This is a genomic window from Luedemannella helvata (assembly GCF_039528415.1).
GTDB lineage: Bacteria > Actinomycetota > Actinomycetes > Mycobacteriales > Micromonosporaceae > Luedemannella > Luedemannella helvata.
Genome location: NZ_BAAALS010000037.1, coordinates 15105 through 39122 on the forward strand (window position 1 = coordinate 15105; position 24018 = coordinate 39122).

A 24018-nucleotide genomic window follows, 5' to 3' on the forward strand; every position below is an offset into this window, starting at 1 on the left:
CGGGCGTGACCACCACCCCTCAGGCCACGTCGCTGCCGGCGCGCGTACGGATCGGATACGCGACCGGCTCGCTGGCGACCGGCGCCTTCGGCACCGTGCCGGGCCTGCTGCTCCTGCCGTACCTCACGGACACGCTCGGCATCGCGGCCGGGCTGGCCGGCCTGCTCGTGCTGCTGCCCAAGGCGTGGGACGTGGTGGTGAACCCCATCGCGGGCCGGCTGTCCGACCGCACCCACACGCGCTGGGGGGCGCGGCGGCCGTACCTGCTGGGTGGGGGTTTCGCACTCGCCGTCACGTTCGCGTTGATCTTCGCGGGGGTGTTCCGGGGCGGCGCGGGCGCGGCCTGGGTCGCGGTGACGTTCCTGCTCACCGCGACGGCGTTCGCGTTCTTCCAGGTGCCGTACGTGGCGATGCCCGCCGAGATGACCGACGGGTACGAGGAACGCACCCGCATGATGACCTGGCGCGTCGCGCTGCTCGCGCTCGCCATCCTGATCTCCGGCGCGGTCGCCCCGGCGGTGCGCGACGCGGCCGGCGGCGGTATTGCGGGCTACCGGGCGATGGGCATCTTCGTCGCGGGGCTGATCGTGCTCGGGGCGCTCGGCGCGTTCTTCGGCACCCGGGGGGCGCCCGCCGGGCGGGAGGAGCGCAGCGAGCCGTCGCTGCGCGCGCAGCTCGCCGTGGTGGCGGGCAACCGGCCGTTCCGGGTCCTGGTCGCCTGCTTCGTCGTCCAGGCGACCGGCGTGGCGGCGATGCTGGCCGGCGTGCAGTACTTCGCCGACCACGTGCTGCACGACCCTGACGCCGTGACGTACCTGTTCGCGGGCGTGGTGGCGCCGGCGCTGCTGGTCATGCCGCTGTGGCGGCGGGTGGGCGAGCGGCTGGGCAAGCTGCGCGGGTACGTGATCGCCTCGCTCATGATCACCGTGACCACGCTGTCGCTGGGCCTGTCCTCGGTGCTGCCGGTCGCGGCCGTGTACGCGCTCGTGGCGCTGCTCGGGGTGGGGTACGCGGGCCAGCAGCTGTTCGGGCTGTCGATGCTGCCGGACTGCATCGCGTACGACACGATGCGTACGGGCCGCCGGCAGGCCGGCGTGTTCACGGGGGTGTGGACGGCGGGGGAGACGTTCGGGCTGGCGCTCGGCCCGCAGGTCTTCGGCCTCATGCTGCAGCTGTTCGGGTACCGGTCGTCGACCACCGGGCAGGCGGCGCAGCAGAGCGACATGGCGCAGCTGGGGGTCCTGCTGGGCTTCACGGTGGTGCCCGGCGTGATCGTGGGGCTGGCCCTGCTGTTCCTGCGCCGGTACGACCTGAGCGCCGACCAGCTCGACGGCGCCGACCGGAAGGTCCTCACCGCACCGGCTTCCTGAGATAGGTTCACTTCCAGTGCCCGTCGAGTGCTGGGAGTGACGATGACGCCACTGAACGCATTGCCCGCCGAGGGCGTGCCCGCCGAGACGATCCTCGCGGAACTCGAGGCGCTGCGCGCCAGTGACCTGCCCACCCACGGCGGGCGGCTGTTCGCCTACGTCTACGACAGCGGCCGGTCTGGCATCGACGACCTGGCCGCCTCGGCGTACGCGCTGTCCGCGCACGTCAACGGCCTCGACCCCACGGCCTTCCCCTCGCTGCTGGCGACCGAGAACGCGCTCGTCGGGGCGGCCGCCCGGCTGCTCGGCGGCGGGCCGGAGACCGTCGGCAACGTCACCAGCGGCGGCACCGAGTCGCTGATCCTCGCCGTCAAGGCGGCCCGGGACGCGCACCCCGACATCGCCGCGCCCCGGCTCGTCATCCCGGCCACGGCGCACGCCGCCTTCGCCAAGGCCGCGTCGTACCTGCGGGTCGCGCTCGACGTGGTCGGCGTGGACCCGAAGACGCTGCGACCGTCACCTACGGGCATGGCCGCCGCGATCACCCCGGACACCGTGCTCGTGGCGTGCTCGGCGCCGTCCTACGCCCACGGCGTCGTCGACCCGGTCGAGGAGATCGCCGAACTGGCGGCCGCGGCCGGCGTGCGCTGCCACGTCGACGCCTGCTTCGGCGGCTGGATCCTGCCGTACCTGCGGGCCGCCGGGGTGGACGTGCCCCCCTTCGATTTCTCCGTACCCGGCGTGACGTCCATCTCGGTCGACCTGCACAAGTACGCGTACGCGCCCAAGGGCGTGTCCGTGCTCCTGCACCGCGACGGTGCCCTGCGCGCACCGCAGTACTTCGCGTGGGCCGACTGGCCCGGGTACACGATGGTGAACCCGACGATCACCTCCACCCGCTCCGGTGGGCCGATCGCGGCCGCCTACGCGACCCTGCGACACATCGGCGACGACGGCTATCTCGCGCTGGCGCGGGCCACCGCCGAGGCGGTGCGCGGCCTGGCCGACGCGGTGGCGGACGTGCCCGGCCTGCAGCTGGTCGCCCCGCCGGAGACGACGGTCGTCGTCTTCACGAGCGTCGACCCGGACCTCGACCTCTTCGTCCTCGCCGACGAGCTGACCGCGCGGGGCTGGCACACCCAGCCGCAGTTCCGCTTCGCGCAGTCCGACGACGAGTTCGACCTGACGAGCCTGCCGCGCAGCATCCACCTCACGGTCACCGCGTCCGTGGCGCCCCGGGTCGCGGAGTTCGGTCAGGCGCTCACGGAGGCGGTCGCCGCCGCCCGCGCGTACGGCCCCGCGGAGGTGCCGCAGGCCGTCCTGTCCGCCGTCGGATCCCTGGAGCCGGCGCAGCTGACGCCCGAGGCGATCGCCGCGCTGGCCGGCTCGTTGGGGTTCGGCGGTGACGGCGGTCCGCTGCCGGCGCGCATGGCGGTCGTGAACACGCTGCTCGACGCGGTGCCGCCCCGCCTGCGTGAGGCACTGCTGACCGCGTTCCTCGGGCTGCTGCAGCGACCCGCGTAGCCGCGCTGGGCGCCTGTCGTAGCCGCGTGATGTCATAGCAGCGTGGCGGGAGTGCGTGGGCGTTCCGGCGGCCGGGGCGCCGCGCCGACGTACCAGCTGGTCCGTCGGCCGGCGATGGCTCGCGGCCCCGTCGTGCTCGACGACGAGCAGGCGGCGGCCGTGGTGCATCGCGACGGCCCGCTGCTGGTCGTCGGTGGTCCCGGCACCGGCAAGACGACGACCCTCGTCGAGGCGGTCGCCGCCCGGGTCGCCGAGGGCGTCGAGCCCGACCGGGTCCTTGTGCTCACGTTCGGCCGCCGCGCCGCCAACCGGCTGCGCGACCGCATCGAGGCCGTCATCGGTGGCGGGGTGCGGGCCACCGCCGAGCCTGTCGTGCGCACCTTCCCGGCGTACGCGTTCGGGCTGCTGCGCCAGGCGGCCGCGCTGGCGGGCGAGCCGGCGCCGCGCCTGCTCACCGGCCCGGAGCAGGACGCGGTCATCCGCGACCTGCTGGCCACGGCCGGCGACGAGGACGATCCGATCGACTGGCCGGCGTCGCTGCGCTCGGCCGTGCGTACGCGCGCGTTCGCGGCCGAGCTGCGCGACCTGATCCTGCGCGCCGCCGAACGCGGCGTGGGCGCGGACGACCTGGCGGCGCTGGGACACCGGTTGCGCCGCGCCGACTGGCTCGCCGCCGCGCGCTTCATGCGCGAGTACCGGCATGTGCTGGCCCTGCGCGACATGACGACGCGCGGCAGCGTGGCCTACGACCCGGCGGAGCTGGTGCGCGCCGCGGGCGACCTGCTCGACGACGAGCCGGAGCTGCTGCTGGCCGAGCGCGCCCGGTTCCGCGCGGTGTTTGTCGACGAGCTGGCCGACACGGACCCGGCCCAACTGGAGCTGCTCGCCCGGGTCGCGGGCGGGGTACCCCTGGTCGCGTTCGCCGACCCGGACTCGTCGACCTTCGCCTTCCGGGGCGCCGATCCCACGGGCGTCTACCGGTTCACGGACACGTTCCGCCACGCCTCCGGCGCCGAGGCGGCGACCCTCGTGCTGCGGCACAACTACCGCTCCGACGCGGAGTTGGTGGCCGCGACCCGCCGCGTCGCTGCCCGGCTGCGCGGGCCGGCCGCCCACCGGAGACTGACCGCGGTCCCCGCGGACAGCACGATCCCGGCGAGCGTGGAGGTGTGCGTCCTGCGGTCGGTGACCAGCGAGGCCGCGTTCATCGCGCACCGGCTGCGCGAGGCGCACCTGCACCACGGCGTGCCGTGGTCGCGGATGGCCGTGATCGTGCGCTCGACGCACCTGTCGCAGGCGCCGCTGCTGCGCGCCCTCACCCAGGCCGGCGTGCCGGTCACCACGGGCGCCGAGGACACCGCGCTGGCCACCCAGCCCGCCATCGCGCCGCTCCTGCTGCTGCTGCGCTGCGCGCTGGAGCCTGGCCGCCTCGACGAGGAGGCGGTCGTGTCGCTGCTGCACTCGCCGCTAGGCGGGGCCGACCCGTTCACGGAGCGCCAGCTGCGCCAGGCGCTACGCCAGATCGCGCTCGCGGGCGGCGACCAGCGGCCATCCGGCGACCTGCTCATCGACGCGCTCATGGACCCCTCCGTGCTCGCGGTGGTCGAGGACCGGTGGGCCCGGCCGGCGCGGGCCGTCGCCGGCCTGCTGGCGCGGGCGCAGGAGGCGGCCGAGCAGCCGCACGCGACCGCCGAGAGCGTGCTGTGGGCGGTCTGGCACGCCAGCGGGCTGGCCGACCGGTGGGCGGCGCTCAGCGCCCGGGGCGGGCGGCAGGGCGCCGGCGCCGACCGCGACCTCGACGCGGTCATGGTGCTGTTCGACGCGGCCGCCCGGTTCACCGACCGGCTGCCGGGCGCGCGCATCGACGCGTTCCTGGCGAACCTGCTCGACCAGGAGCTGCCGGCCGACACCCTGGCCGCCACGGCCGACCGGGGCGAGGCCGTGCGGCTGCTGACCGCGCACGCGGCCAAGGGCCTGGAGTGGGACGTCGTCGCGGTCGCCGCCGTGCAGGAGGGCATCTGGCCCGACCTGCGGCTGCGCGGCAGCGTGCTGGGGTCCGAGCGGCTCGTCGACGAGGTCGCCGGCCGCGCGGCCGCCGGCCCGGCCGGGGTCGCGGCCGCGCAGGTCGGCGCGTTGCTCGACGAGGAGCGGCGGCTGTTCTACGTGGCCACCACGCGCGCCCGGCGCGCGCTGCTCGTCACGGCCGTCGACGCCAGCTCGTCGGGGGCCGGGGCGGGGGAGGAGCAGCCGAGCCGGTTCCTCGGCGAACTGGCGGGGGCGGGCGCGGTGGCCGAGGCCGAAGCCGACGAGCTGGCCCGCTTCGAGACGGCCGACGACGAGCCCGGCGTGCCGATGGTGCGCCTGCTGCCGCGCCCGCTGACGCTGCCGGCGCTCGTGGCCGAGCTGCGCACGGTCGTGGCCGACCCCGCGGCGGGCGCGGGTCGGCGCGCCGCCGCGGCCGCGCGCCTGGCGGAGCTGGCCGGCGCCGGGGTGCCCGGGGCCGACCCGGACGACTGGTGGGGCCTGCCGGAGCTCTCCGACGACGGCCCGCTCGGCGAGCCGGGCGCCCCCGTGCGCGTCTCACCGTCCACCGTGGAGAGTGTGTTGCGCTGCGGGGTGCGGTGGCTGCTGGAGCGCCACGGCGGCAGCGACCCCGAGTCGTCCCGGCAGGGCGTGGGCAACCTGCTGCACGGCGCGGCGATGCTGGCCGAGGACGCCACGACCGACCCCGAGATCCTGCGCGACTACGTCGCCCACCACTTCGACTCCATCGAACTGGCCGCCGTGTGGCTGGGCGACCGGGAACGCCGTCGCAGCGAGCTGATGGTCGACAAGCTGCTGCGGTGGCTGGCCGCGAACCCGCGCCGGCTCGTCGCCATCGAGCGGGAGTTCGTGGCCCGCCTCGATCCCGAGTTCGCCGACGACCCCGAGGTGGAGCTGAAGGGCCGGGTCGACCGGCTGGAGATGGACGCCGACGGCGCGCTCGTCGTGATCGACCTCAAGACCGGCAAGCTCGCGCCGACCGCCGAGGAGGCGCAGGAGCACGCGCAGCTCGCGGCCTACCAGGCGGCCGTCGAGGCGGGCGCGTTCCCCGAGGGCGACGTCGCCGGCGGCGCCGAGATCGTGTCGCTGGGCGGCGACAGCAGGAGCGCGGCCGTGCGGCCGCAGGCGCCGCTGGCCGAGTCCGGCGACCCGGGCTGGGCCCGGGCGATGGTGCGCCGGGCGGCCGGGGCGATGGCGCACAACACGTTCACGGCCGTCGTCAACAACTCCTGCCGCAACTGCCCGGTGCGCACGTCGTGCCCGGTGAACGCCAAGGGACGGCAGGTGACCGGCGAATGACCGCCATGACCGGACCCCGGTTCACCCCGGAGGAACTCGGCCGCCGGCTGGGCCTGCGGTACCGCACGAGCCCGCAGCAGCAGCGCATCATCGCGGCCCCGCCCGACGAGCCGCTGCTGGTCGTCGCGGGCGCCGGCTCCGGCAAGACCGAGCTGATGGCGCTGCGCGTCATGTGGCTCATCGCCAACCAGCACGTGCGCCCCGACCAGGTGCTCGGGCTCACCTTCACCCGCAAGGCCGCCGGCGAGCTGGCCCACCGCATCCGGCTCTACCTGGGCCGCGCCGTCCGGCTGCTGGGCCGCGATGCGCAGCTCGCCGGGGAGCCGACCGTCTCGACGTACCACGCGTTCGCCGCCCGGGTCGTGCGCGAGCACGGGCTGCGGGGCGGGTACGAGCCGTCCACCCGGCTGCTCAGCGAGGCCGCCTGCTGGCAGCTCGCCGACGCGGTGGTGCGCCAGTACGAGGGCGACATGGGCGACTTCATGCTCGGCCACCCCAGCGCCACGGCCGCCGTCCTCGCGCTCGCCGGGGAGCTGGCCGAGCACCTGTGCGAGCCGGCGGACGTGGCGCGGTTCACCGGCCGGCTGCGGGCCGAGTTCGACCAGCGCGGCTCCGACCGGGTCTTCGCCGACACCCAGAAGGTCCTGGACCGGCAGCGGGCGCGGCTCGCGCTCCTGCCGCTGGTGCGCCGCTACGCCGAGCGCAAGGCGGCCGTGGAGGCGATGGACTTCGGCGACCAGCTGCGCCGGGCGGCCGAGGTCGCCCGCGACCATCCCGAGGTGGGCGAGGTCGAACGGGACCGGTTCCGGGTGGTGCTCCTCGACGAGTACCAGGACACCTCGCACGCTCAGGTCGTACTCCTGAAGTCCCTGTTCCACGGCGGGCATCCGGTGACCGCGGTGGGCGACCCGTGCCAGTCCATCTACGGCTGGCGGGGCGCGGGCGCCGGCACCCTCGACCGCTTCCCGACCGACTTCCCGACCGCGTCCGGGGCGCCCGCGGAGCACGCGTCGCTGTCGGTGAGCTGGCGCAACGCGCCGGAGATCCTCGCGGTGGCCAACGAGGTGAGCGAGCCGCTGCGGGCGGTCGGCCTGCGGGTGCGCGAGCTGACCGCGGCGCCCGGCCGGGCCGCGGCCGAGGACGACTACCCCCGGGTCCGGGCGGCACTTCTCGACTCGTACCTCGACGAGGCCGAGTGGCTGGCGGACCGGATCGACGACGCCTGGCAGCAGTGGCGCGGCGCCCCGCCCGCCCCGACGACCGCCGTGCTGGTGCGCGCCCGCAAGCAGATCCCGGTGATCGAGGCGGCGCTGCGCGCCCGGGGCCTGCCCACCGAGGTGGTGGGCCTGGGAGGCCTGCTGGACACCCCCGAGGTGCGCGACATCGTCAGCACGCTGCGCATCCTCGCCGACCCGACGGCCGGGGCGGCGCTGCTGCGGCTGCTCACGGGCGCCCGGTGGCGGCTCGGCCCGCGCGATGTCGTGGCGCTCTACCGGCGCGCCCGCCAGCTCGCCGCCGCCCGCCGCGGGCCGACCGACGACGCCCCGGTCAGCGACCGCCTCGACGACGCCACCCTCGCGGAGGCGCTGGACGACCTGGGGTCGGCCGAGGGCTATTCGAGCGCCGGGTACGCCCGCCTGCAGCGCGTGCGCGACGAACTGCGCGCCCTGCGCCGCCGGCTCGGCCAGGCGCTGCCCGACCTCGTCGCCGACGTGGCGCACACGATCGGCCTGGACGTCGAGGTGGCCGTGCGGGCCCGGGCGACCAACGGCCGCGCGACGTCGTCGGCCGGGCTGGCCCGGGCGCACCTGGACGCGTTCGGCGACGTGGCGGCCCGGTTCGCCGAGGAGAGCGAGGGCGCCACGCTGAGCGCCTTCCTGGCCTACCTGGACGCCGCCGAGGACGAGGAGCGCGGCCTGCCGCCCGGCGAGGTGGAGGTGGTCGACGGGGCCGTGCAGATCCTCACCGCGCACGCGGCCAAGGGCCTGGAGTGGGACGTCGTGGCCGTCGCGGGCATGTGCGCGGGCGCGTTCCCGGGCCCGGCCACGAACGCGGACGCCTGGCTGCGCGGCATCGGCGTGCTGCCGTTCCCGCTGCGCGGCGACCGGTCCGGCCTGCCGGAGCTGTCGCTGGCGGGCGCGAGCGACGGCGCGGGCGTGAAGGCCGCCATCACGCGATTCGACGAGGACTGGGAGGCCCATCACGAGCGCGAGGAGCGGCGCCTGGCGTACGTGGCGGTCACCCGGCCCCGCCACCTGCTGCTGTGCAGCGGGTACTGGTGGGGCGAGAACGTGAAGAAGCCCCGCGGCGCGTCGCGGTTCCTCATCGAGGTGGCCCATGCCTGCCGGGAGGGCGCCGGCCTGGTCGGCCCGTGGGCGCCGGCCCCGCCCGACGGCGAACCCAACCCGACCATGGCCATCAAGGCCCAGGCGACCTGGCCGGTCGACCCGCTCGGCGACCGCCGCCCCGCGCTGGCCGAGGCGGCCGAGCTGGTGCGGGCCGCCGGCCCGCTCGACGGCATCGAGCTGAGCGCCGACGAGCGGGCCGAGGCCGACCGGTGGGCCCTGGAGACCCAGCTGCTGTTGGCGGAACGTGAGCGCGAGCGCAGCCGCTCGGTCATCGAGGTGGCCCTGCCCGCGCACCTGTCCGTGTCGCAGCTCGTCGCGCTGCGCCGCGACCCGCAGCGGCTCGCCCGCCGGCTGCGCCGCCCGCTGCCGGAGGCCCCGGACGTGTACGCCCGCCGGGGGACCGCGTTCCACCTGTGGCTCGAACAGCGCTTCGGCGCCGCGCCCCTGCTCGACCTCGACGAGCTGCCCGGCTACGGCGATGTCGACCCCGCCCCGGACGAGCACCTGCTGGCCCTGCAGGAGGCGTTCCTCGCCAGCGGGTGGGCCGACCGGGTGCCGGTGCGGGTGGAGGTGCCGTTCGCGACCGTGGTCGCCGGGGTGGTGGTGCGCGGGCGGATGGACGCGGTGTTCGCCGAGCCCGACGGCGGCTTCACGGTCGTGGACTGGAAGACCGGCCGCGAGCCCACGGGCGCGGCCGCCGACGCCGCGGCGGTGCAGCTCGCCGCCTACCGGCTGGCGTGGGCCGAGCTGGCCGGCGTGCCGCTGGCGCAGGTCGGGGCCGCGTTCCACTATGTCGCGTCCGGGGTCACGGTGCGCCCGGTCGACCTGCTGGACGAGGCCGGCCTGACCGGATTGATCACGGCCGTACCGCAGGCCGCGTCATGACGTGTGGGTCACATTCCGCTGCGGGTTGTGTGGTGTCGCCGTCGCGGGCCACGCGCGGTGCGCGACCATGACGGTGATGGAGGTGACATGACGACGTCCGGCGCGCGGGAGCTGCTCGTGGTGATCGTGCTGGCGCTGGCCGGGCTGGCGGTGGTCGCCGCCGTCACGTTCGCCTCGGACGGCTACCGGCCGATGCCGCCGATCGTGGACATCACGTCACCCGACGGCCCGCTGCCCTAGTGGGCGGTGGCGGGCGGCACGCACAATGACAGGCGTCATGCCTGCCGAGAACCAGCCATCCTCGTTCCCTTCGGGCGCGGTCACCGGCCGCCCCGACGCGGCGTGGTGGCCGACGGCCGCGGCCCCGCCGCCCTCCAGGCCGTCCCGAAGGGCCCTTTTCTGGTACGGGGGCGCGGCGGCGGCCATCGTCGCGACCGGCCTGGTGGTGATCCTGGTCCTCGCGCTCAACGGCGGGCTCGGCGATGGGCGGGGGCTGCTGTCGAGCACGCCGGACGCCCCGCCCGACGTGCGGCCCACGCTGGCCCGACTGTGCCCGCCCCCGACCGGCGGCGAGGCGTCACCCGCGCCGTCGAGCCCGCCCGCCCCGAAGGGCCCGCGTACGGTCGACGAGCGGGCGGGCATCTCCTACCGGGCGTACGGCGCGCCGTGGCGACCGTGGCCGTACCTGTGGCGGATGGGCACCCTGGAGGTCCCGTACGGCAGCGGCCAGTTCTTCGTCACGGAGTCGTACCTGAAGGGTGACTACCTCGCCTCGCTGCTGAGCGCCGCCGTGCCGGCCACGGTGAACGACAGCTTCGCGGTCGACCTGGCGTGCACCGGCAGGCAGGTGGCCGCGGACGTGCGGGCGGAGTACTACCCCCAGCCCAACCGGCTGGAGCCGCTGCGCGAGGCGAGCACCACGCTGGGCGGTCGCCCCGCCTGGGTGACGAAGTTCCGGGTCCACTTCGACGAGCCGACCCTGCGCGCCAGGAGCGAGCTGGTGGCCGTGGCGCTCATCGACGTCGGCCGCCCGACGGCCGCGGTCCTCTACGTCTCCGTCCCCGACACGGTCCCCGACTGGGAGTGGATCGTCGACGACGTCCTCACGACGGTCCGTCCGCTGTAACTCACACAAAAGTCGCAGATTGGCCCCAGAGCGGTGATCGGCCGACCGGCCGGTCGACACCGGCGGATAGTGACGGTCCTCGCCGGCGCGCGGGGCGGGTTCAGCGGCTAGGGTCGAGGGCGTGTCCGGTCTTCGATCTGCCTCCGACCTTCCCACCGCACTCATCCCGACGGTCCCCTACGAGGTCGTCCGGTTCACGCTGCCCAACGGGCTGCGGGTGGTGCTCTCGCCCGACCGGTCCGCGCCCGTGGTGGGCGTGGCGGTCGTGTACGACGTGGGTATCCGATCCGAGCCCGAGGGGCGCACCGGCTTCGCGCACCTCTTCGAACATCTCATGTTCCAGGGCTCCGAGAACCTGGAGAAGCTGGCCCACTTCCGCCATATCCAGGGCGCGGGTGGCACGTTCAACGGGTCCACCCACCTGGACTACACGGACTACTTCGAGACCCTGCCGGCCAACGCCCTGGAGCGCACCCTGTTCCTGGAGGCCGACCGGATGCGCGGGCCCCGGCTGACGGAGGAGAACCTGCGCAACCAGATCGACGTGGTCAAGGAGGAGATCCGGGTCAACGTGCTCAACCGGCCCTACGGCGGCTTCCCGTGGCTGAAACTGCCGCCGGTGATGTTCGACTCGTTCGCCAACGCCCACGACGGGTACGGCTCGTTCGAGGACCTGGAGTCGGCCACGGTCAGCGACGCGGCGGACTTCTTCGCGAAGTACTACGCGGCCGGCAACGCGGTCCTGGCCGTCTCCGGCGACCTTGACGTGGAGGAAGCCAGGCGCCTGGTCGAGGATCACTTCGGCGACGTGCCGGCCCGCCCGGCCCCGACCCGGCCGGACTTCTCCGAGCCCGACCTCACGAGCGAGCGCCGCAACGCCTACACCGACCCGCTGGCCCCGCTCCCGGCGGTCGCGGCCGCGTGGCGGGTGCCCGACCCGATCGCGAGCGTCGAGGAGTACCTGCCCTACGTCGTACTCGCTGAGGTCCTGACGGACGGCGACGCGTCGCGGCTCGTCCAGCGGCTGGTCCTCAAGGACCGGTCGGTGACCAGCGTGGGCGGCTACATCGGCTTCATGGGCGAGCCGTTCGAGGTCCGCGACCCGACGGCCCTGCTGCTGCAGGCCCACCTGCCGGCCGACGCGCCGGCCGACGGCGCCGACAAGGTCCTGGGCGTGATCACCGAGGAGGCCGACCGGCTGGCCCACGACGGGCTGGACCCGGGCGAGCTGGCCCGCACGGTCGCCCGCATGGGCACCCACCTGCTGCGCGACACGGACGCGGTGCTGGGCCGGGCCCTGCGGATGGCCGTGGTCGAGCAGCAGCGCGGCGACGCCGGCCTGGTCGGCGATCTCCCGCGGTTGCTGTCCGCGGTCACGGAGGAGCAGGTCCGCGCGGCGGCGGCCACCCTGGTCGCCCACCGTCGCGCGGTGGTCGAGGTTCAACCCGGAGGGGGTACGCGGTGAGCGCGGCGACGACGATGCGGGCACTGCCCGAACTGGGCCCCAACCGGGAGCTGGCGCTGCCCGACAGCGAGGAGCGCACGCTCGACAACGGGCTGACCGTGATCGCGATCCAGCGGGCGTCCGTGCCGCTGGTCGAGGTGCGGCTGCGGGTGCCGTTCGGCACGACGGAGCTTGACCTGCCGGGGCTGGCCAGCTCGGCCGTGCTCAGCCAGACGCTGTTCTCCGGTACGGCCGAGATGTCCACCGTGGACATCGCCGCGGCGTTGCAGTCCGTGGGCGGCGCCCTGTCGGCGAGCATCGACCCCGACCGGCTGCTCGTCACCGGCAACGGGCTGGTCGACGGGCTGGACCGGATCCTCGCCATCTGCGCGGACGTGCTGACGGGCGCGGCGTACCCGGCCGACGAGGTGCTCACCGAGCGGTCCCGGCTGGCCGACCGCATCCAGGTGGCCCGCAGCCAGCCGGCGCACCTGGCCCGGGCGGCGCAGCTGCGGCGCATCTACGCCGGTCACCCGTACGCGGTGCAGACCCCCGAGCCGGACGACGTACGGGCGATCGACACGGACCGGCTGCTGTCCCTGCACGCGGCGCGGGTACACCCGGCCGGCGCGACCCTGGTCATCGTCGGCGACCTGGCCCCGCAGGCGGCCCTCGACGCGGCCGAGCGGGCGCTGAGCGGCTGGGCGGGCAACGGCGTGGACGCGGCCACCCCGCCGATCCCCGACCTGCGTACCGGGCCGCTCCTGCTGGTGGACCGGCCCGGCTCGGTCCAGTCGTCGGTGCGCCTGGCGCTGCCGGCCGTCGGGCGTACGCACCCCGACCATGCCGCGCTGCAACTGGCCAACCTGATCTTCGGGGGCTACTTCTCGTCGCGGTGGGTGGAGAACATCCGCGAGGACAAGGGGTACACGTACAGCCCGCACTCGCTGATCGACCACTCGGTGGCCGGGTCGTCGCTGCTGCTGTCGGCCGACGTGGCGACCGAGGTGACCGGCCCGGCGCTGCTGGAGACGTGGTACGAGCTGGGCCGGCTGGCCAACCTGCCGCCCGCCGTCGACGAACTGGAGCAGGCCCGCCAGTACGCCCTGGGCTCCCTGCTGCTCGGCATGTCCACCCAGTCGGGCCTGGCCGGCCTGGCCAGCGCGTACGCCGGTTTCGGCCTGCGGCTTGACTTCCTGGCCACGCACGCGCAGCGCCTCGCGGCGGCGACCCGGGAGGACGTGGCCGAGGTGGCCGCCCGCTACCTGGCGCCGGCGAAGGCCGTGACCGTGGTGCTCGGCGACGCGGAGAAGGTGGCCGGGCCGCTGTCGAGCCTCGGCCCGGTCGAGCGGACGGCGGCCGAGGGCGCGTGACCACGCCCGACGCCGCGCGGGCAGCCCGGCGGCCGCCGCCGCTCGCGCGCTCCGCGCTGGACCGGGCGAGCCACCGCCGCACGGACCCGGCGTGGCTGGAGGCCGCCTGGGACCGTGCCCGCATCCTGGTGGTGTCGGACGGTCGCGCGCTCGCCGTCGACGGGCACCTGGTGCTGTTCAGCTCCACGGAGCTGCCCGTGCCGACGGTCGCCGGCACGCAGTCGGTGGCGTTGCCGGAGCGGATGTTCCTGGGCGTGGACGCCGACGGCGTGCCGTACTTCGCGGTGGCGCAGGACCTGCCGGCCGTACCGGGCGCGGTGGTGGTGGGGCTGCGCGAGGTGGGCCACGAGCTGTCCGACCTCGACGCGGGCCTGCTGATGACCGCCGTGTCGTTGAGCAACTGGCACGCCCGGCACCGGTTCGCCCCCGGTAGTGGCGCGCTCATGGAGTCCCGCGACGGTGGCTGGGTGCGGGTGGATCCGGAGGGTACGCACGCCTGGCCGCGCACGGACCCGGCCGTGATCGTGATCATTCATGACGGCGTGGCCGGCCCGGACGGGCGCTGCCTGCTGGGACACAACGCGGCGTGGCGCGCCTCGGGCGTGCGGCGCTACTCCTGCCTCGCCGGGTTCGTGGAGCCGGGGGAGTCCGCCGAGCAGGCGGTGACGCGCGAGGTGGCCGAGGAGGTGGGCACGGCCGTCTGGGACCTGCGCTACGAGGGCAGCCAGGCATGGCCGTACCCGGGAAGTCTGATGCTGGGGTTCTCCGCGGTGGCCGACTCGGACGCGCCACTGCGGCTCGACCCGACGGAGATCGCGGACGCCCGCTGGTTCCGCCGGGCCGACGTGCGTGCGGTGCTGGACGGCGCCACCGGGTACGACTTCTCGGTGGCGCCGCCGTCGTCGATCGCGCACTACCTCATCGCGGACTGGGCCGAGGCCTAGCCGATCGCGGCGAGCTGCTGCTTGACCTGCGTGATGGAGGGGTTCGTGAGCGCCGAGCCGTCGGGGAAGCGGACGGTCGGAACGGTCTGGTTGCCGCCGTTGACGCGCATCACGAACTCGGCCGCGGCCTCGTCGCGCTCGATGTCGATCACCTCGTACGCGATGCCCTCGCGGTCGAGCTGCGATTTCAGGCGGTGGCAGTAGCCGCACCAGGTGGTGGAGTACATCGTCAGCATGGGGGACCGGTCCTTCGTGACGAGGGGATGACGGGCTGGCTATGGACGCAACGTCGCAACGGGCTGCGATGATGCCCGGATGTGCCGGGAGATGCTGTGACCAGTGACGCTGTCCGGGGGGTCCTCGCCGGCCTCGACGACGAGCAGCGCGCCGCCGTCACCGCGCCGGCGGGGCCGGTGTGCATCCTGGCCGGGGCCGGTACGGGCAAGACGCGGGCGATCACCCACCGCATCGCGTACCGGGCACTGACGGGGGAGATCGAACCCCGGCATGTGTTGGCGGTCACCTTCACGGCCCGGGCGGCGGCGCAGATGCGCGAGCGGCTGGCCCGCCTCGGCGTGCCCGGGGTGCAGGCCCGCACGTTCCACGCGGCCGCGCTGCGCCAGCTGCGCTACTTCGCGCCGCGCCTGTTTGCCGGCCGGGAGCTGCCGGAGCTGGTGGAGAGCAAGGCGCGCCTGATCGGCCTGGCGGCCGGGCGGGCGGGCCTGCGCGCCGACCGTACGCTGTCCCGCGACCTGGCCGGCGAGATCGAGTGGGCGAAGTCCTCGCTGGTCGAGCCGGGCGACTACGAGGTGGCGGCCGCCAAGGCGGGCCGGGAGCCGCCCGTACCGGCGGCGCAGCTCGCGGCCGTCTTCGCCGCGTACGAGCGGGTCAAGCGCGGCGCCGGGGTGATCGACTTCGAGGACCTGCTGCGCGCCGGCGCCTGGGCCATCGAGGAGCACGCCGACGTCGCCGACCAGATCCACGCGCAGTACCGGCACTTCGTCGTCGACGAGTACCAGGACGTGAACCCCGTCCAGCAGCGGCTGCTCGACGCCTGGCTGGGCGGGCGCGACGACCTGACCGTGGTCGGCGACGCCAGCCAGACGATCTACTCGTTCACGGGCGCGACCTCGGCGTACCTGGTGAACTTCGCGCGGCGCCGCAGCGGGACGGTGGTCCGCCTCGTGAAGGACTACCGGTCCACGCCGCAGGTCGTGGGCCTGGCCAATCAGGTGATCCGGCTGGCCAGCGGCGAGGAGGCGCGGCTGCGCCTCGAACTCGTGGGCCAACGCCCCGACGGCCCGCAGCCCCAGATCCTCGGGTACCCGGACGAGCCCGCCGAGGCGGCCGGCGTCGCCCGCCGCTGCGCCGAGCTCGTCGCCGCCGGCACCCCCGCGCGCGAGATCGCGGTGCTGTTCCGCGTGAACGCCCAGTCGGAGGCGTACGAGGCCGCGCTGGCCGAGGCCGGGGTGCCCTACGTGGTGCAGGGCGCCGAGCGGTTCTTCGAGCGCGTCGAGATCCGCCAGGCGATGGCGGCGCTACGGTCCGCGACGCGCACCTATGTCGACGGCACGCCGCTGCGCGCGGCCGTCGTCGAGGCGCTCGCGGCGGTCGGTTGGCAGCCGGACGCGCCCCCACCCGGTGGGGCGGTGCGCGAGCGGTGGGAGGCACTGTCCGCGCTGGTCACCCTCTCCGAGGAGTACGCCTCCGGCGGGCTCGCGGAGTTCAACGCCGAACTGTCCCGGCGGGCGGCGACGCAGCACGCGCCGACGGTGGAGGGCGTGACGCTGGCCAGCCTGCACGCGGCCAAGGGCCTGGAGTGGGACGCCGTGTTCGTGGTGGGGCTGAGCGAGGGGACACTGCCCACCCCGTACGCGAAGACGCCGGAGGCGTTGGAGGAGGAGCGGCGGCTGCTCTACGTCGGCATCACGCGGGCCCGGCAGTACCTGACCCTGAGCTACGCGGCGGCCCGCGCCCCGGGCGGGCGGCAGCGGCGGGCGTCGCGCTTCCTGCCGGTCGACCGCTCGGATCCGCCGGTCGCTCGCGAGCGGCGGCGGGCGTCGCGCGACGCGGACGGTACGCGGCGGCGGATGATCGCCGTGCCGTGTCGGGTATGTGGCGCGACTCTCACCGACGCGGCCGCGCGCAAGCTCGGGCGGTGCGCCGACTGCCCGTCGACGATGGATGATGAGCTGTTCGAGCGCCTGCGCACCTGGCGGGCATCGGTCGCCGCGACATCGCATGTGCCGCCCTACGTGGTGTTCACGGACGCCACGCTGACCGCGATCGCCGAGCGGGCGCCGTCGAGCGAGGCACAGCTCGTCGACATCGCCGGGATCGGGCCGCGCAAACTCGGCCTCTACGGCGCGGCCGTGCTCGCGTTGGTCGACGGCGCGCAACCCGCCGACGTCCTCCCTCCGGCTGACAAAGATCCTGGTCATGAGGCCGTTGAGGCAGTTGGCGAAATCCTCAGTTAATTCAGTTGCCCAACCCTTCGGGGAGGGCATAACCTGCTCTCACCAGCGAAGAGCTGGGAGTTCTTAGTGGGTACGTCCCGGCACCGAGGTAGCGGTGTCCGGCCAAGGCAGAAAGGGGTGACGACGGTGGAGAACTGGACGACCACGCGACCGTCGGTGCCGACGTCTGCCCAGACGACCCAGGTTGTGCCGGCCGTTGCCCACGCTTGCGTCGTGGGCTCGTCGGCTGTTCAGACCGCGGCTAACTGGGCGTTGGCTCCCGTGGCGGCTGCCGCCACCCTGCCGGTCGCCGCCGTATCGGGTTATGAGGTCCGGCTCGTGCCGACCTCCGCGCAGCAGCAGGGGACGACTGTCGAAATTTCCACGATCAGCTTCGACGAGCAGTCCCGCACCACCAGCACCATCAGCAACAAGGTCAAGACGGATGCCAAGGGCGCCGGAATGGCGACGTCGCTGCGCCACAGCGGCGGGGTTCCACCTCGAGGAAGGCCGGTCTAAAACAGACCACCGGCTCACCTCGAGGCCGCGGAACCCGACAACCGGGATCCGCGGCCTCCTTTATTTGCACCACCGATCCACGAGATCAACGAACGAGAGAGAGGTGAACCGGGAGATGAATCTGGCGACACAGACGCTCGACTTCAGTGTCGAGCTGGGTGCGGACCTTCCGTGCCGCCAGTACGACCCGGACCTGTGGTTCGCGGACACGCCGGCCGACCTCGAGGTCGCGAAGGCGCTCTGCGGGGGCTGCCCGCTGCGCGTCGAGTGCCTCGCCGGTGCGATCGAGCGCGAGGAGCCGTGGGGTGTCTGGGGCGGCGAGATCTTCGAGCGGGGTGCCGTCGTGCCGCGCAAGCGGCCGCGTGGCCGGCCCCGTAAGGAGGACGTCGCCCGCGACGCCGCGCAGCGCGTCGAACTCGCCCACCGGACGTCGGCTCTGGTCGGCGCCAGCGGCCTGCGGGCCGCCGACCTGATCAAGGTGGCCTGACCGTCATGAGCGCCAACGCGAAGCGAATCACGAAAGAGCGAACCCCGATGACTCACCAGCAGACCCGCCCAAGGAGCACTACCGCTATGTATCTCATCAATGAAGCCCTGAGCCGCGTACGAATGCGATCGCCTCAGAACCGCTCTGAGGCTCTCCGTAACAGCGCCGGCACCCGTGGCGCCCGTCGCATCGCCATGCAGGCCCGCCGCGAGCAGGCCCGCGCGATGGGCAACTGGTACCGGTCCGTCTGACAACACACACGCGCGGCCGGCCCACACCGTGGGCCGGCCGCGCCGCATTCCCCGGGCGACACGCCCCACCCCCGCCGCCCCCTCTGCGCGTCGCCTGCCTGCCCGCTGCGCGCGTCGCCTGTCTGCTGCGCGCGTCGCCTGCCGCTGCGCGCGTCGTAGCCCCTGCGCGCGTCGCCTGCCCGACGTTTGGGCGGTTCCGCGTGTAATACCACCTCCGAATAACACGCCTTTCCACCCAAACGTCGGGGCCCGTGGTCGGGCGGCCCAATCCGTCGGCAAGGTGCGCACTTCGGCGGCTACGTCAGGGTGATTAAGCAGCCGAAGTGCGCACCTTGGCGCAGCGCGCCTCCGCGCGGCGCGAGGGAGGGCGCAGCGCGCCTTCGCGCGGCGCGAGGGAGGGCGCAGCGCGCCTTCGTGCGGCGCGAGGGACGGTGCAGCGCGCCTCCGCGCGGCGCGAGGAACCCCGCGGGCCGGGGCGGCGTGGGGGCGTTAGTGGGTGCGGCTGGGGGCGGCGGGGGAGGCGAAGCCGGGCAGCCAGCGGCGGACGACCGCGCGGTAGGGGGCCTTGGCCTCCAGCTGGCACAGGACGCCAATCGAGCCGAGCGTGACGCGGTGCAGCATCAGGTAGCTCGGCGGCAGGTTGAGCTGCTTGCCGAACTGGAACGCCGGCCCGCGCGGGTTGCCCAGGCGGGCCGCCTCGCCGCGCAGCCAGGCGCGGGTGAACTGGAACTCCTCGGCGGCGACCGGGTCGAGCAGCGGGCGAACGTACTCCAGGAGCTCGTCGGCGTCCACGTCGACGTCGCCGGAGATGAAGCCCTCGGCCCGCAGGCCGTCGAGTACCTCGGCGGCGCGGCCCTCCAGCGCGAGCCGGGTGATGCGGCCGACGGGCTCCATGTGGCCGTCGGGCATGCGGGCGACCGCCCCGAAGTCGAGGACGGCCAGCCGGGAGTCCTCCATCAGCCGGAAGTTGCCCGGGTGCGGGTCGGCGTGCAGCAGGCCGGCGCGGGTGGGCGCGGAGAAGTGCAGGGTCGCCATGCGCAGCCCGGCGAGGTCGCGATCGGCCGGCGCGCCGGAGTCGATGACCTGCGCGAGCGGGACGCCGTCCACCCATTCGGTGACCAGGACCTTGTCGGAGTACGCGACGACGTTGGGCACGAGGATCTCCTCGTCGTCGGCGTACGCCTTGGCGAAGGCCTTCTGGGTGGTGGCCTCGAGGCGGTAGTCCAGTTCCTCGGCGACGCGTTCGCGCAGCTCGGTGACGAGCGGCTTGACGTCGAGGCCGGGCTGGATCACCTTGAACAACCCGGCGAACCGGGCGAGCTGGTTGAGGTCGGCGACGAGGGCGGGACCTGCCCCCGGGTACTGGATCTTGACGGCGACCTCGCGGCCGTCCTTCCAGACGGCGCGGTGGACCTGGCCGATGCTGGCGGCCGCGGCGGGGGAGTCGTCGAGTTCCTTGAACTTGCGCCGCCACTGCGGGCCCAGCTCTTCGGCGAGCACCTTGTGTACGGTCGCCGCGGGCAGCGGCGGGGCGGCCTCCTGCAGCTTGGTGAGCGCCGCCCGGTACGGCCCGGCGATCTCCTCGGGCAGCGCGGCCTCGAAGACCGACAGCGCCTGGCCCATCTTCATGGCGCCGCCCTTGAGCTGGCCCAACACCTTGAAAAGGTGTTCCGCGGTGCGCTGCTGCACCTCGGTGGTGATGACCTCGTTGGCCAGGCCGGTGACCTTCTTGCCGAAGCCCCATGCCGCGCGCCCCGCGAAGCCGATGGGGAGGGAGGCGAGACGGGCCGTGCGGCTGACCGCCCGTCGGGGGATGTCGGTCACCCGATCAATTGAACACTAAGAAGTGCCGGTACGGGTGTGGCGTGCGTCGACTGTGAGACAACCGCACGTCGGGTGGGCGGTCCACCGTCGCCGGCGTTCCAGGCCCGGCCCGGCGATCTCGACGGTCGCGCCGAGGGTGACGGGCTGTCCGCCGTCGATGTGCGCGGTCACCTCCGCGGCGGCGTACGCGGCCCCGACCAGCATCGTCGTGACCGCCACGGTGTCGGCGGCCTCGGCCACGGTGTGCAGCTGGGCGGCCAGCGCGGGCCAGTCCGGGTCGCGGTCGCGCCGGTGCAGGTCTACGCAGTTCAGGCAGGGCGTACGCCCGGGCAGCACGAACGGGCCCACCACGACGGTGCCGTCCCGCACGGACACGGCCAGGTGGGCGACCTGGCGCCGGTCGTGGGCGAGCGCCACCAGCCCGGCGGGCGCGCCGAACCCGACGAGTACCTCGACGGTGGCCGTACCCGGTGGGATGTGCTGGATGAGCGCGTCCGGCGCGCAGCGGCGGACGGCCTCGGCAGCGGCGAGGCCGCGGGGCCGGAACGCGTCCGCGGGCGCCAGGCCGGCCGGGCTGGCGTCGGAGAGCCGGGTCACTCCGGTGACGGCCGGGTCGAGGTGACCCACGCCGGCCGAGGCGAGGGTGCACGTGATCGGGACGGCGAGCCGGCTCGCCCCGGTGACGCGTACCCGGGCGGCCCGCCGACGGTCGAGGACGTCGGCGGGCGAGGCCTGGCCGCGACCGGCGCCGTGGCCGAGGGCGGACAGCGCGAGGGCGGTCGCCTCGGGGGCGAGACGCCGTCGGGCGGGTTCCGGCACGGTGGTCGGCTCCAGGGCGGGCGCGTCGAGGACGAGCCCGAGCCGGTCCAGTTCGGCCACGAGTGCCAGGGCGTCGTCCGCCGCGATGCCGAACTCGGCGGCCTCCCGAACGAGTACCCGTTCGGTCCGGGTGCCGTCGAGCAGGTCGAGCACGCGTACGCCCGCCGGGTCGGGGAACTCGATCATCACGGCGCGCCGTGGATCGGTGCCGAGTTGCAGGCGGTGTGCGTCACGCCAGAGGCGGCGCAGGGCGGGAACGAGGACGGGCCGGCGATCCGTCGGGCGACTCATGGTGCTTCATGGTGTCACTCACGGTAGCTACTTTGCTGTTTATCCACAGCGTCGGCCATGATTTCCCGGAGTTATCCACAGCGGGCGGGGACGTTGTCCACAGCGCCCACTGCGGCTAGTGAGCGTTCAGGCCTTGCCGAGGATCCGGTTGACGGTCGTGCCGCAGACGGGGCACTTGCCCTTGGCCATCTTCATGCCGCTCTTGGACACCTCGACGGTGCCCTCGTAGTCGCGCTTCTCCTTGCACTTGACGCAGTATCCGTTGTACGTCTGTGCCTTCTCGGCCACGGACTCCTCCTCCGCCTGTTTTCTACAACTCATGAAGTGTCCGCGCGGTATGCCCGAATTCGCCCGAGACACGCCGGTGGCCGAACGGTGGAATCTTTCGTCGAAAACCCCCGCCAACCAGGTCATATAGTCTCAAGATCGCAGACTTGCCCCTTGCGGAGGGTAGGCCACTGCGGGCTAGGTTGCCGAACGTGGGTGCTCATCCCCCGGTGCCCGCGCTGGCTCGCACCCTCGTGTCCGTGCCGCGCCGGCCGGACGTTGAAGTGCGACGCAGCCAGCGCCGCCGGCGGACCGTGTCCGCCTACCGCGATGGGGAGCGCGTCGTCGTCCTCATCCCGGCCCAGTTCTCCGGCGCGGAGGAACGCGAGTGGGTCGACCGCATGCTCGCCCGCCTCGACGCCCGCGAGCAGCGCAGCCGCCGCACGGACACCTACCTGGCCGAACGCGCCCAGCGCCTGATCGACCGCCACCTGTCCGACCAGCGCGCCGCCCACGCGCCGATCTCGGTCCGCTGGGTGACCAACCAGCACGGCCGCTGGGGCTCCTGCACCCCCGCCGACCGCACCATCCGGATCTCCGCCCGGATCATGGACTTCCCCGAGTGGGTCCTCGACTACGTGCTCCTGCACGAGCTGGCCCACCTCGTCGTGCCGTTCCACAACGCGCGCTTCTGGTCGCTCGTGGCCCGCTATCCCAAGGCCGAGCGCGCCCGCGGCTACCTGGAAGGGGTGTCCGCCGCGGCCGGCCTCGGCATCAGCGAGGATTGACCCCCATGACCCGCCGTGTCGCCGCCGCCGTCCTCACCCCGCCCGTCTGGATCCCGCCCGGCCAGGACCCGCGCGCCTGGCGCGTCGCCCTGGCCGAGGACCTCCTCGACGTCCTCGCCCTGATGGCGGAGGTCGAACCAGCCGTCGTCGTGCCGGCCGCCGACCTCTGGTTGCGGTCCGAGGTGGGTTGGCCTGGACTTCCCTGGTACGCCGCACAGAGCGCGCGCCTGCCCGACCTCGTGAGGGCGGTAGCGGCCGCGCCGGCACCCGCGCTCGGCGCGTCGCCGGATCAGGTCGCTTTGATCGCCGGTGATGCTCCGGACCTGCCCGGGCTCGTGATCGCCAAGCTGCTGCGTCCGCTGACCACCCGCCCGGTCGCCGTGGCGCCCGCCGTCGACGGCGCTGGCTTGCTGGGCTTCGCGTCCCGACTGCCGGCCCCCGAATGGCTGCCCGACGCCGGGCTCGACGACCTGGACATCCTCGCCGTCCGCCGGGCTGCGCCCCAGCTCACCGACGTGGTCTCCACGGCCGGCTGGCACCGCCTGCGCCGCCCGGAGGTCCTCGCCGGCCTGGATCCCCGGCTGGAGGGCTGGGACGCCACCCGCGCCCTCCTGGAGGCCTAGCGTTACGGCTTGGGATTGGTGCCCGGTTCGGTGTCGTCGTCGGAGTGCTCGTCCGGCGGCGCGTTGAGGTCAAGGCCGCTCAGGTCGTCGGGGATGACGAACGAGTCCTCGGCCGGGGTGCCCGCCGCGAAGCGCGCCGGGTCGGTGAAGTCGTCGCCGGTCGGCAGCAGGTCGGGGTGTGCCCAGATGCCGTCGCGGCCCTCCACGCCCCGGTGTTCGGTGAGGGCGGCCCACAGCGCGGTGGCCTCGCGCAGCCGGCGGGGGCGCAGCTCCAGGCCCACGAGGGCGGCGAAGGTCTGCTCGGCGGGGCCGCCCGCCGCGCGGCGGCGGCGGAACGTCTCGGCCAGGCGCACGGCGTCGGGCAGGCGGCCGGCCGCGGCGGCGTCCACGACGTGCGCCACCCAGCCCTCGACGAGCGCCAGGATGGTCTCCAGCCGGGCCAGCGCCGCCTGCTGGGCGGGCGACTCCTCGGGCGTGAAGATGCCCTCCAGCGACAGGGTCTGCATCGACTCGGGGTCCATGGGGTCGATGCGTCCCATGGCCTCCTCGATGGCCTCGCGGTCGACGCGGATGCCGGCCGCGTACGCCTCGACGGCGGCCAGCACGTGCCCGCGCAGCCAGGGAACGTGGCCGAAGAGGCGCTGGTGGGCGGCCTCGCGTAGGGCCACGTACAGGCGCACCTGGTCCTCGGGAATCTCCAGGCCCTCGCCGTACTCGCTGATGTTCTTGGGCAGGAGCGCGGCGGTGCCGGTCGGGCCGAGGGGGAGCCCGATGTCGCCGGCGGAGAGGACCTCGCCCGCCAGGGACGCCAGGGCGGTGCCGAGCTGACTGCCGAACACGGCTCCGCCGACCGAGCTGAGCATCGCCGACATCGGCCCGAGCTGGGCGCGCATCTCCTCGGGTACGAGGTCGCTCATCGCGTTGACCATGTGCTTGGCCACCGGATCGCACAGCTTCTTCCACACGGGCAGGGTCTTGGTGAGCCATTCGGCGCGCCGCCACGCCTCGATGTGGCCGATGCCGGAGGGCAGCGCGGACTGTGGCTCCAGCCACAGGTCGGCCAGGCGGAGGACCTCCGCGGCCGCCTCGCGCTGGGGGCCGGACACCGCCGGGTCGTCCGTCAGCTGCGATTGGGCGATCTGGGTGGCCAGATCCCAGTTGACCGGACCCGAGCCGGCCGCCATCAGCTGCTGGAGCTGAGCCAGGATCGCCTGCATCTGGGCCGGGTCGTTCGGGTCCGGCCCGCCCTGGCCGCCGGGGAGCGAGAAGCCGAACGGAGGGTTGGTCATGCGCTCCACCGTACTCGCCGGTGTCCCGTCAAACCCTGGCAGCAAGCT

19 protein-coding genes are annotated in these 24018 nt (G+C 74.3%); 14 read left to right on the top strand and 5 right to left on the bottom strand.

All coding sequences use genetic code 11. From position 1 onward, the window contains the following. The first annotated feature begins 5 nt into the window (after window positions 1–5). From ABD191_RS25880 to nudC, 9 genes are all read left to right on the top strand, one after another. Window positions 6–1370, top strand: coding sequence for an MFS transporter (locus ABD191_RS25880; protein ID WP_344087509.1), 1365 nt, complete (start codon window positions 6–8; stop codon window positions 1368–1370). A gap of 42 nt (window positions 1371–1412) precedes the next feature. After that, entirely contained in the window at window positions 1413–2894 is a 1482-nt protein-coding gene (locus tag ABD191_RS25885) for a pyridoxal phosphate-dependent decarboxylase family protein (protein WP_344087512.1), read from the top strand. 114 nt (window positions 2895–3008) lie between these two features. Further along, window positions 3009–6236 (top strand): ATP-dependent helicase, encoded by a 3228-nt coding sequence (locus ABD191_RS25890; protein WP_344087567.1) that lies wholly within the window; start codon window positions 3009–3011, stop codon window positions 6234–6236. Further along, on the top strand, window positions 6233–9469 hold the full coding sequence (locus ABD191_RS25895; protein WP_344087515.1) for an ATP-dependent DNA helicase: 3237 nt from the start codon (window positions 6233–6235) through the stop codon (window positions 9467–9469). Before ABD191_RS25890 ends, ABD191_RS25895 begins: the two co-directional genes overlap by 4 nt. 87 nt (window positions 9470–9556) lie before the next feature. After that, window positions 9557–9709, top strand: a complete 153-nt coding sequence (locus ABD191_RS25900) for a hypothetical protein (protein WP_344087518.1) — start codon at window positions 9557–9559, stop codon at window positions 9707–9709. A 37-nt stretch (window positions 9710–9746) separates the two neighbouring features. Then, window positions 9747–10595, top strand: a complete 849-nt coding sequence (locus tag ABD191_RS25905) for a hypothetical protein (protein WP_344087521.1) — start codon at window positions 9747–9749, stop codon at window positions 10593–10595. A gap of 121 nt (window positions 10596–10716) precedes the next feature. Further along, on the top strand, window positions 10717–12060 hold the full coding sequence (locus ABD191_RS25910) for a M16 family metallopeptidase (protein ID WP_425560870.1): 1344 nt from the start codon (window positions 10717–10719) through the stop codon (window positions 12058–12060). Beyond that, a complete protein-coding gene (locus tag ABD191_RS25915) occupies window positions 12057–13412 on the top strand; it encodes a M16 family metallopeptidase (RefSeq protein WP_344087524.1) in 1356 nt (451 codons plus the stop codon). Before ABD191_RS25910 ends, ABD191_RS25915 begins: the two co-directional genes overlap by 4 nt. Next, the gene (gene nudC / locus ABD191_RS25920) at window positions 13409–14356 is read left to right on the top strand and encodes an NAD(+) diphosphatase (protein ID WP_344087527.1); all 948 of its coding nucleotides are present in this window, start codon (window positions 13409–13411) and stop codon (window positions 14354–14356) included. The genes ABD191_RS25915 and nudC overlap by 4 nt, the downstream gene beginning before the upstream one ends. Here the strand turns inward: nudC and ABD191_RS25925 are convergent. Then, on the bottom strand, window positions 14353–14592 hold the full coding sequence (locus ABD191_RS25925) for a mycoredoxin (protein WP_344087530.1): 240 nt from the start codon (window positions 14590–14592) through the stop codon (window positions 14353–14355). The two genes, nudC and ABD191_RS25925, sit on opposite strands and share 4 nt — an antisense overlap. Before the next feature lie 96 nt (window positions 14593–14688). Here ABD191_RS25925 and ABD191_RS25930 point away from each other — a divergent pair, with 96 nt between their 5' ends. From ABD191_RS25930 to ABD191_RS25940, 3 genes are all read left to right on the top strand, one after another. After that, window positions 14689–16833 carry an ATP-dependent DNA helicase UvrD2 gene (locus tag ABD191_RS25930; protein ID WP_344087533.1) on the top strand — a complete coding sequence of 715 codons (2145 nt, stop codon included), beginning with the start codon at window positions 14689–14691 and terminating at the stop codon, window positions 16831–16833. A gap of 117 nt (window positions 16834–16950) precedes the next feature. Continuing rightward, on the top strand, window positions 16951–17331 hold the full coding sequence (locus ABD191_RS25935) for a hypothetical protein (RefSeq protein WP_344087536.1): 381 nt from the start codon (window positions 16951–16953) through the stop codon (window positions 17329–17331). Window positions 17332–17446: 115 nt separating this feature from the next. Beyond that, on the top strand, window positions 17447–17818 hold the full coding sequence (locus ABD191_RS25940) for a WhiB family transcriptional regulator (RefSeq protein WP_344087539.1): 372 nt from the start codon (window positions 17447–17449) through the stop codon (window positions 17816–17818). Between the two features lie 740 nt (window positions 17819–18558). On the opposite strand, the gene ABD191_RS25945 is transcribed toward ABD191_RS25940, so the two are convergent. The 3 genes from ABD191_RS25945 to ABD191_RS25955 form a co-directional block, all read right to left on the bottom strand. Then, window positions 18559–19893 (bottom strand): ABC1 kinase family protein, encoded by a 1335-nt coding sequence (locus ABD191_RS25945; RefSeq protein ID WP_344087542.1) that lies wholly within the window; start codon window positions 19891–19893, stop codon window positions 18559–18561. 15 nt (window positions 19894–19908) lie between these two features. Then, entirely contained in the window at window positions 19909–21003 is a 1095-nt protein-coding gene (locus ABD191_RS25950) for a hypothetical protein (protein WP_344087545.1), read from the bottom strand. Window positions 21004–21129: 126 nt separating this feature from the next. Continuing rightward, window positions 21130–21291, bottom strand: coding sequence for a DUF5679 domain-containing protein (locus ABD191_RS25955; RefSeq protein ID WP_344087548.1), 162 nt, complete (start codon window positions 21289–21291; stop codon window positions 21130–21132). Between the two features lie 233 nt (window positions 21292–21524). Here ABD191_RS25955 and ABD191_RS25960 point away from each other — a divergent pair, with 233 nt between their 5' ends. Both ABD191_RS25960 and ABD191_RS25965 read left to right on the top strand, forming a co-directional pair. Next, a complete protein-coding gene (locus tag ABD191_RS25960) occupies window positions 21525–22058 on the top strand; it encodes a M48 metallopeptidase family protein (RefSeq protein ID WP_344087573.1) in 534 nt (177 codons plus the stop codon). 5 nt (window positions 22059–22063) lie between these two features. Then, complete coding sequence (locus tag ABD191_RS25965) at window positions 22064–22681, top strand: hypothetical protein (RefSeq protein ID WP_344087551.1); 618 nt, start codon at window positions 22064–22066, stop codon at window positions 22679–22681. A 2-nt stretch (window positions 22682–22683) separates the two neighbouring features. On the opposite strand, the gene ABD191_RS25970 is transcribed toward ABD191_RS25965, so the two are convergent. Continuing rightward, entirely contained in the window at window positions 22684–23970 is a 1287-nt protein-coding gene (locus ABD191_RS25970) for a zinc-dependent metalloprotease (protein ID WP_344087554.1), read from the bottom strand. Between the last annotated feature and the right edge of the window lie 48 nt (window positions 23971–24018).

Bases quoted from the DNA above. Each gene is read 5' to 3' on its own strand.
- ABD191_RS25885 (WP_344087512.1), top strand. From the start codon at position 1,413: ATGACGCCACTGAACGCATTGCCCGCCGAGGGCGTGCCCGCCGAGACG.
- ABD191_RS25890 (WP_344087567.1), top strand. From the start codon at position 3,009: ATGGCTCGCGGCCCCGTCGTGCTCGACGACGAGCAGGCGGCGGCCGTG.
- ABD191_RS25895 (WP_344087515.1), top strand. From the start codon at position 6,233: ATGACCGCCATGACCGGACCCCGGTTCACCCCGGAGGAACTCGGCCGC.
- ABD191_RS25900 (WP_344087518.1), top strand. From the start codon at position 9,557: ATGACGACGTCCGGCGCGCGGGAGCTGCTCGTGGTGATCGTGCTGGCG.
- ABD191_RS25905 (WP_344087521.1), top strand. From the start codon at position 9,747: ATGCCTGCCGAGAACCAGCCATCCTCGTTCCCTTCGGGCGCGGTCACC.
- ABD191_RS25925 (WP_344087530.1), bottom strand. From the start codon at position 14,592: ATGCTGACGATGTACTCCACCACCTGGTGCGGCTACTGCCACCGCCTG.
- ABD191_RS25940 (WP_344087539.1), top strand. From the start codon at position 17,447: ATGAATCTGGCGACACAGACGCTCGACTTCAGTGTCGAGCTGGGTGCG.
- ABD191_RS25950 (WP_344087545.1), bottom strand. From the start codon at position 21,003: ATGAGTCGCCCGACGGATCGCCGGCCCGTCCTCGTTCCCGCCCTGCGC.
- ABD191_RS25965 (WP_344087551.1), top strand. From the start codon at position 22,064: ATGACCCGCCGTGTCGCCGCCGCCGTCCTCACCCCGCCCGTCTGGATC.
- ABD191_RS25970 (WP_344087554.1), bottom strand. From the start codon at position 23,970: ATGACCAACCCTCCGTTCGGCTTCTCGCTCCCCGGCGGCCAGGGCGGG.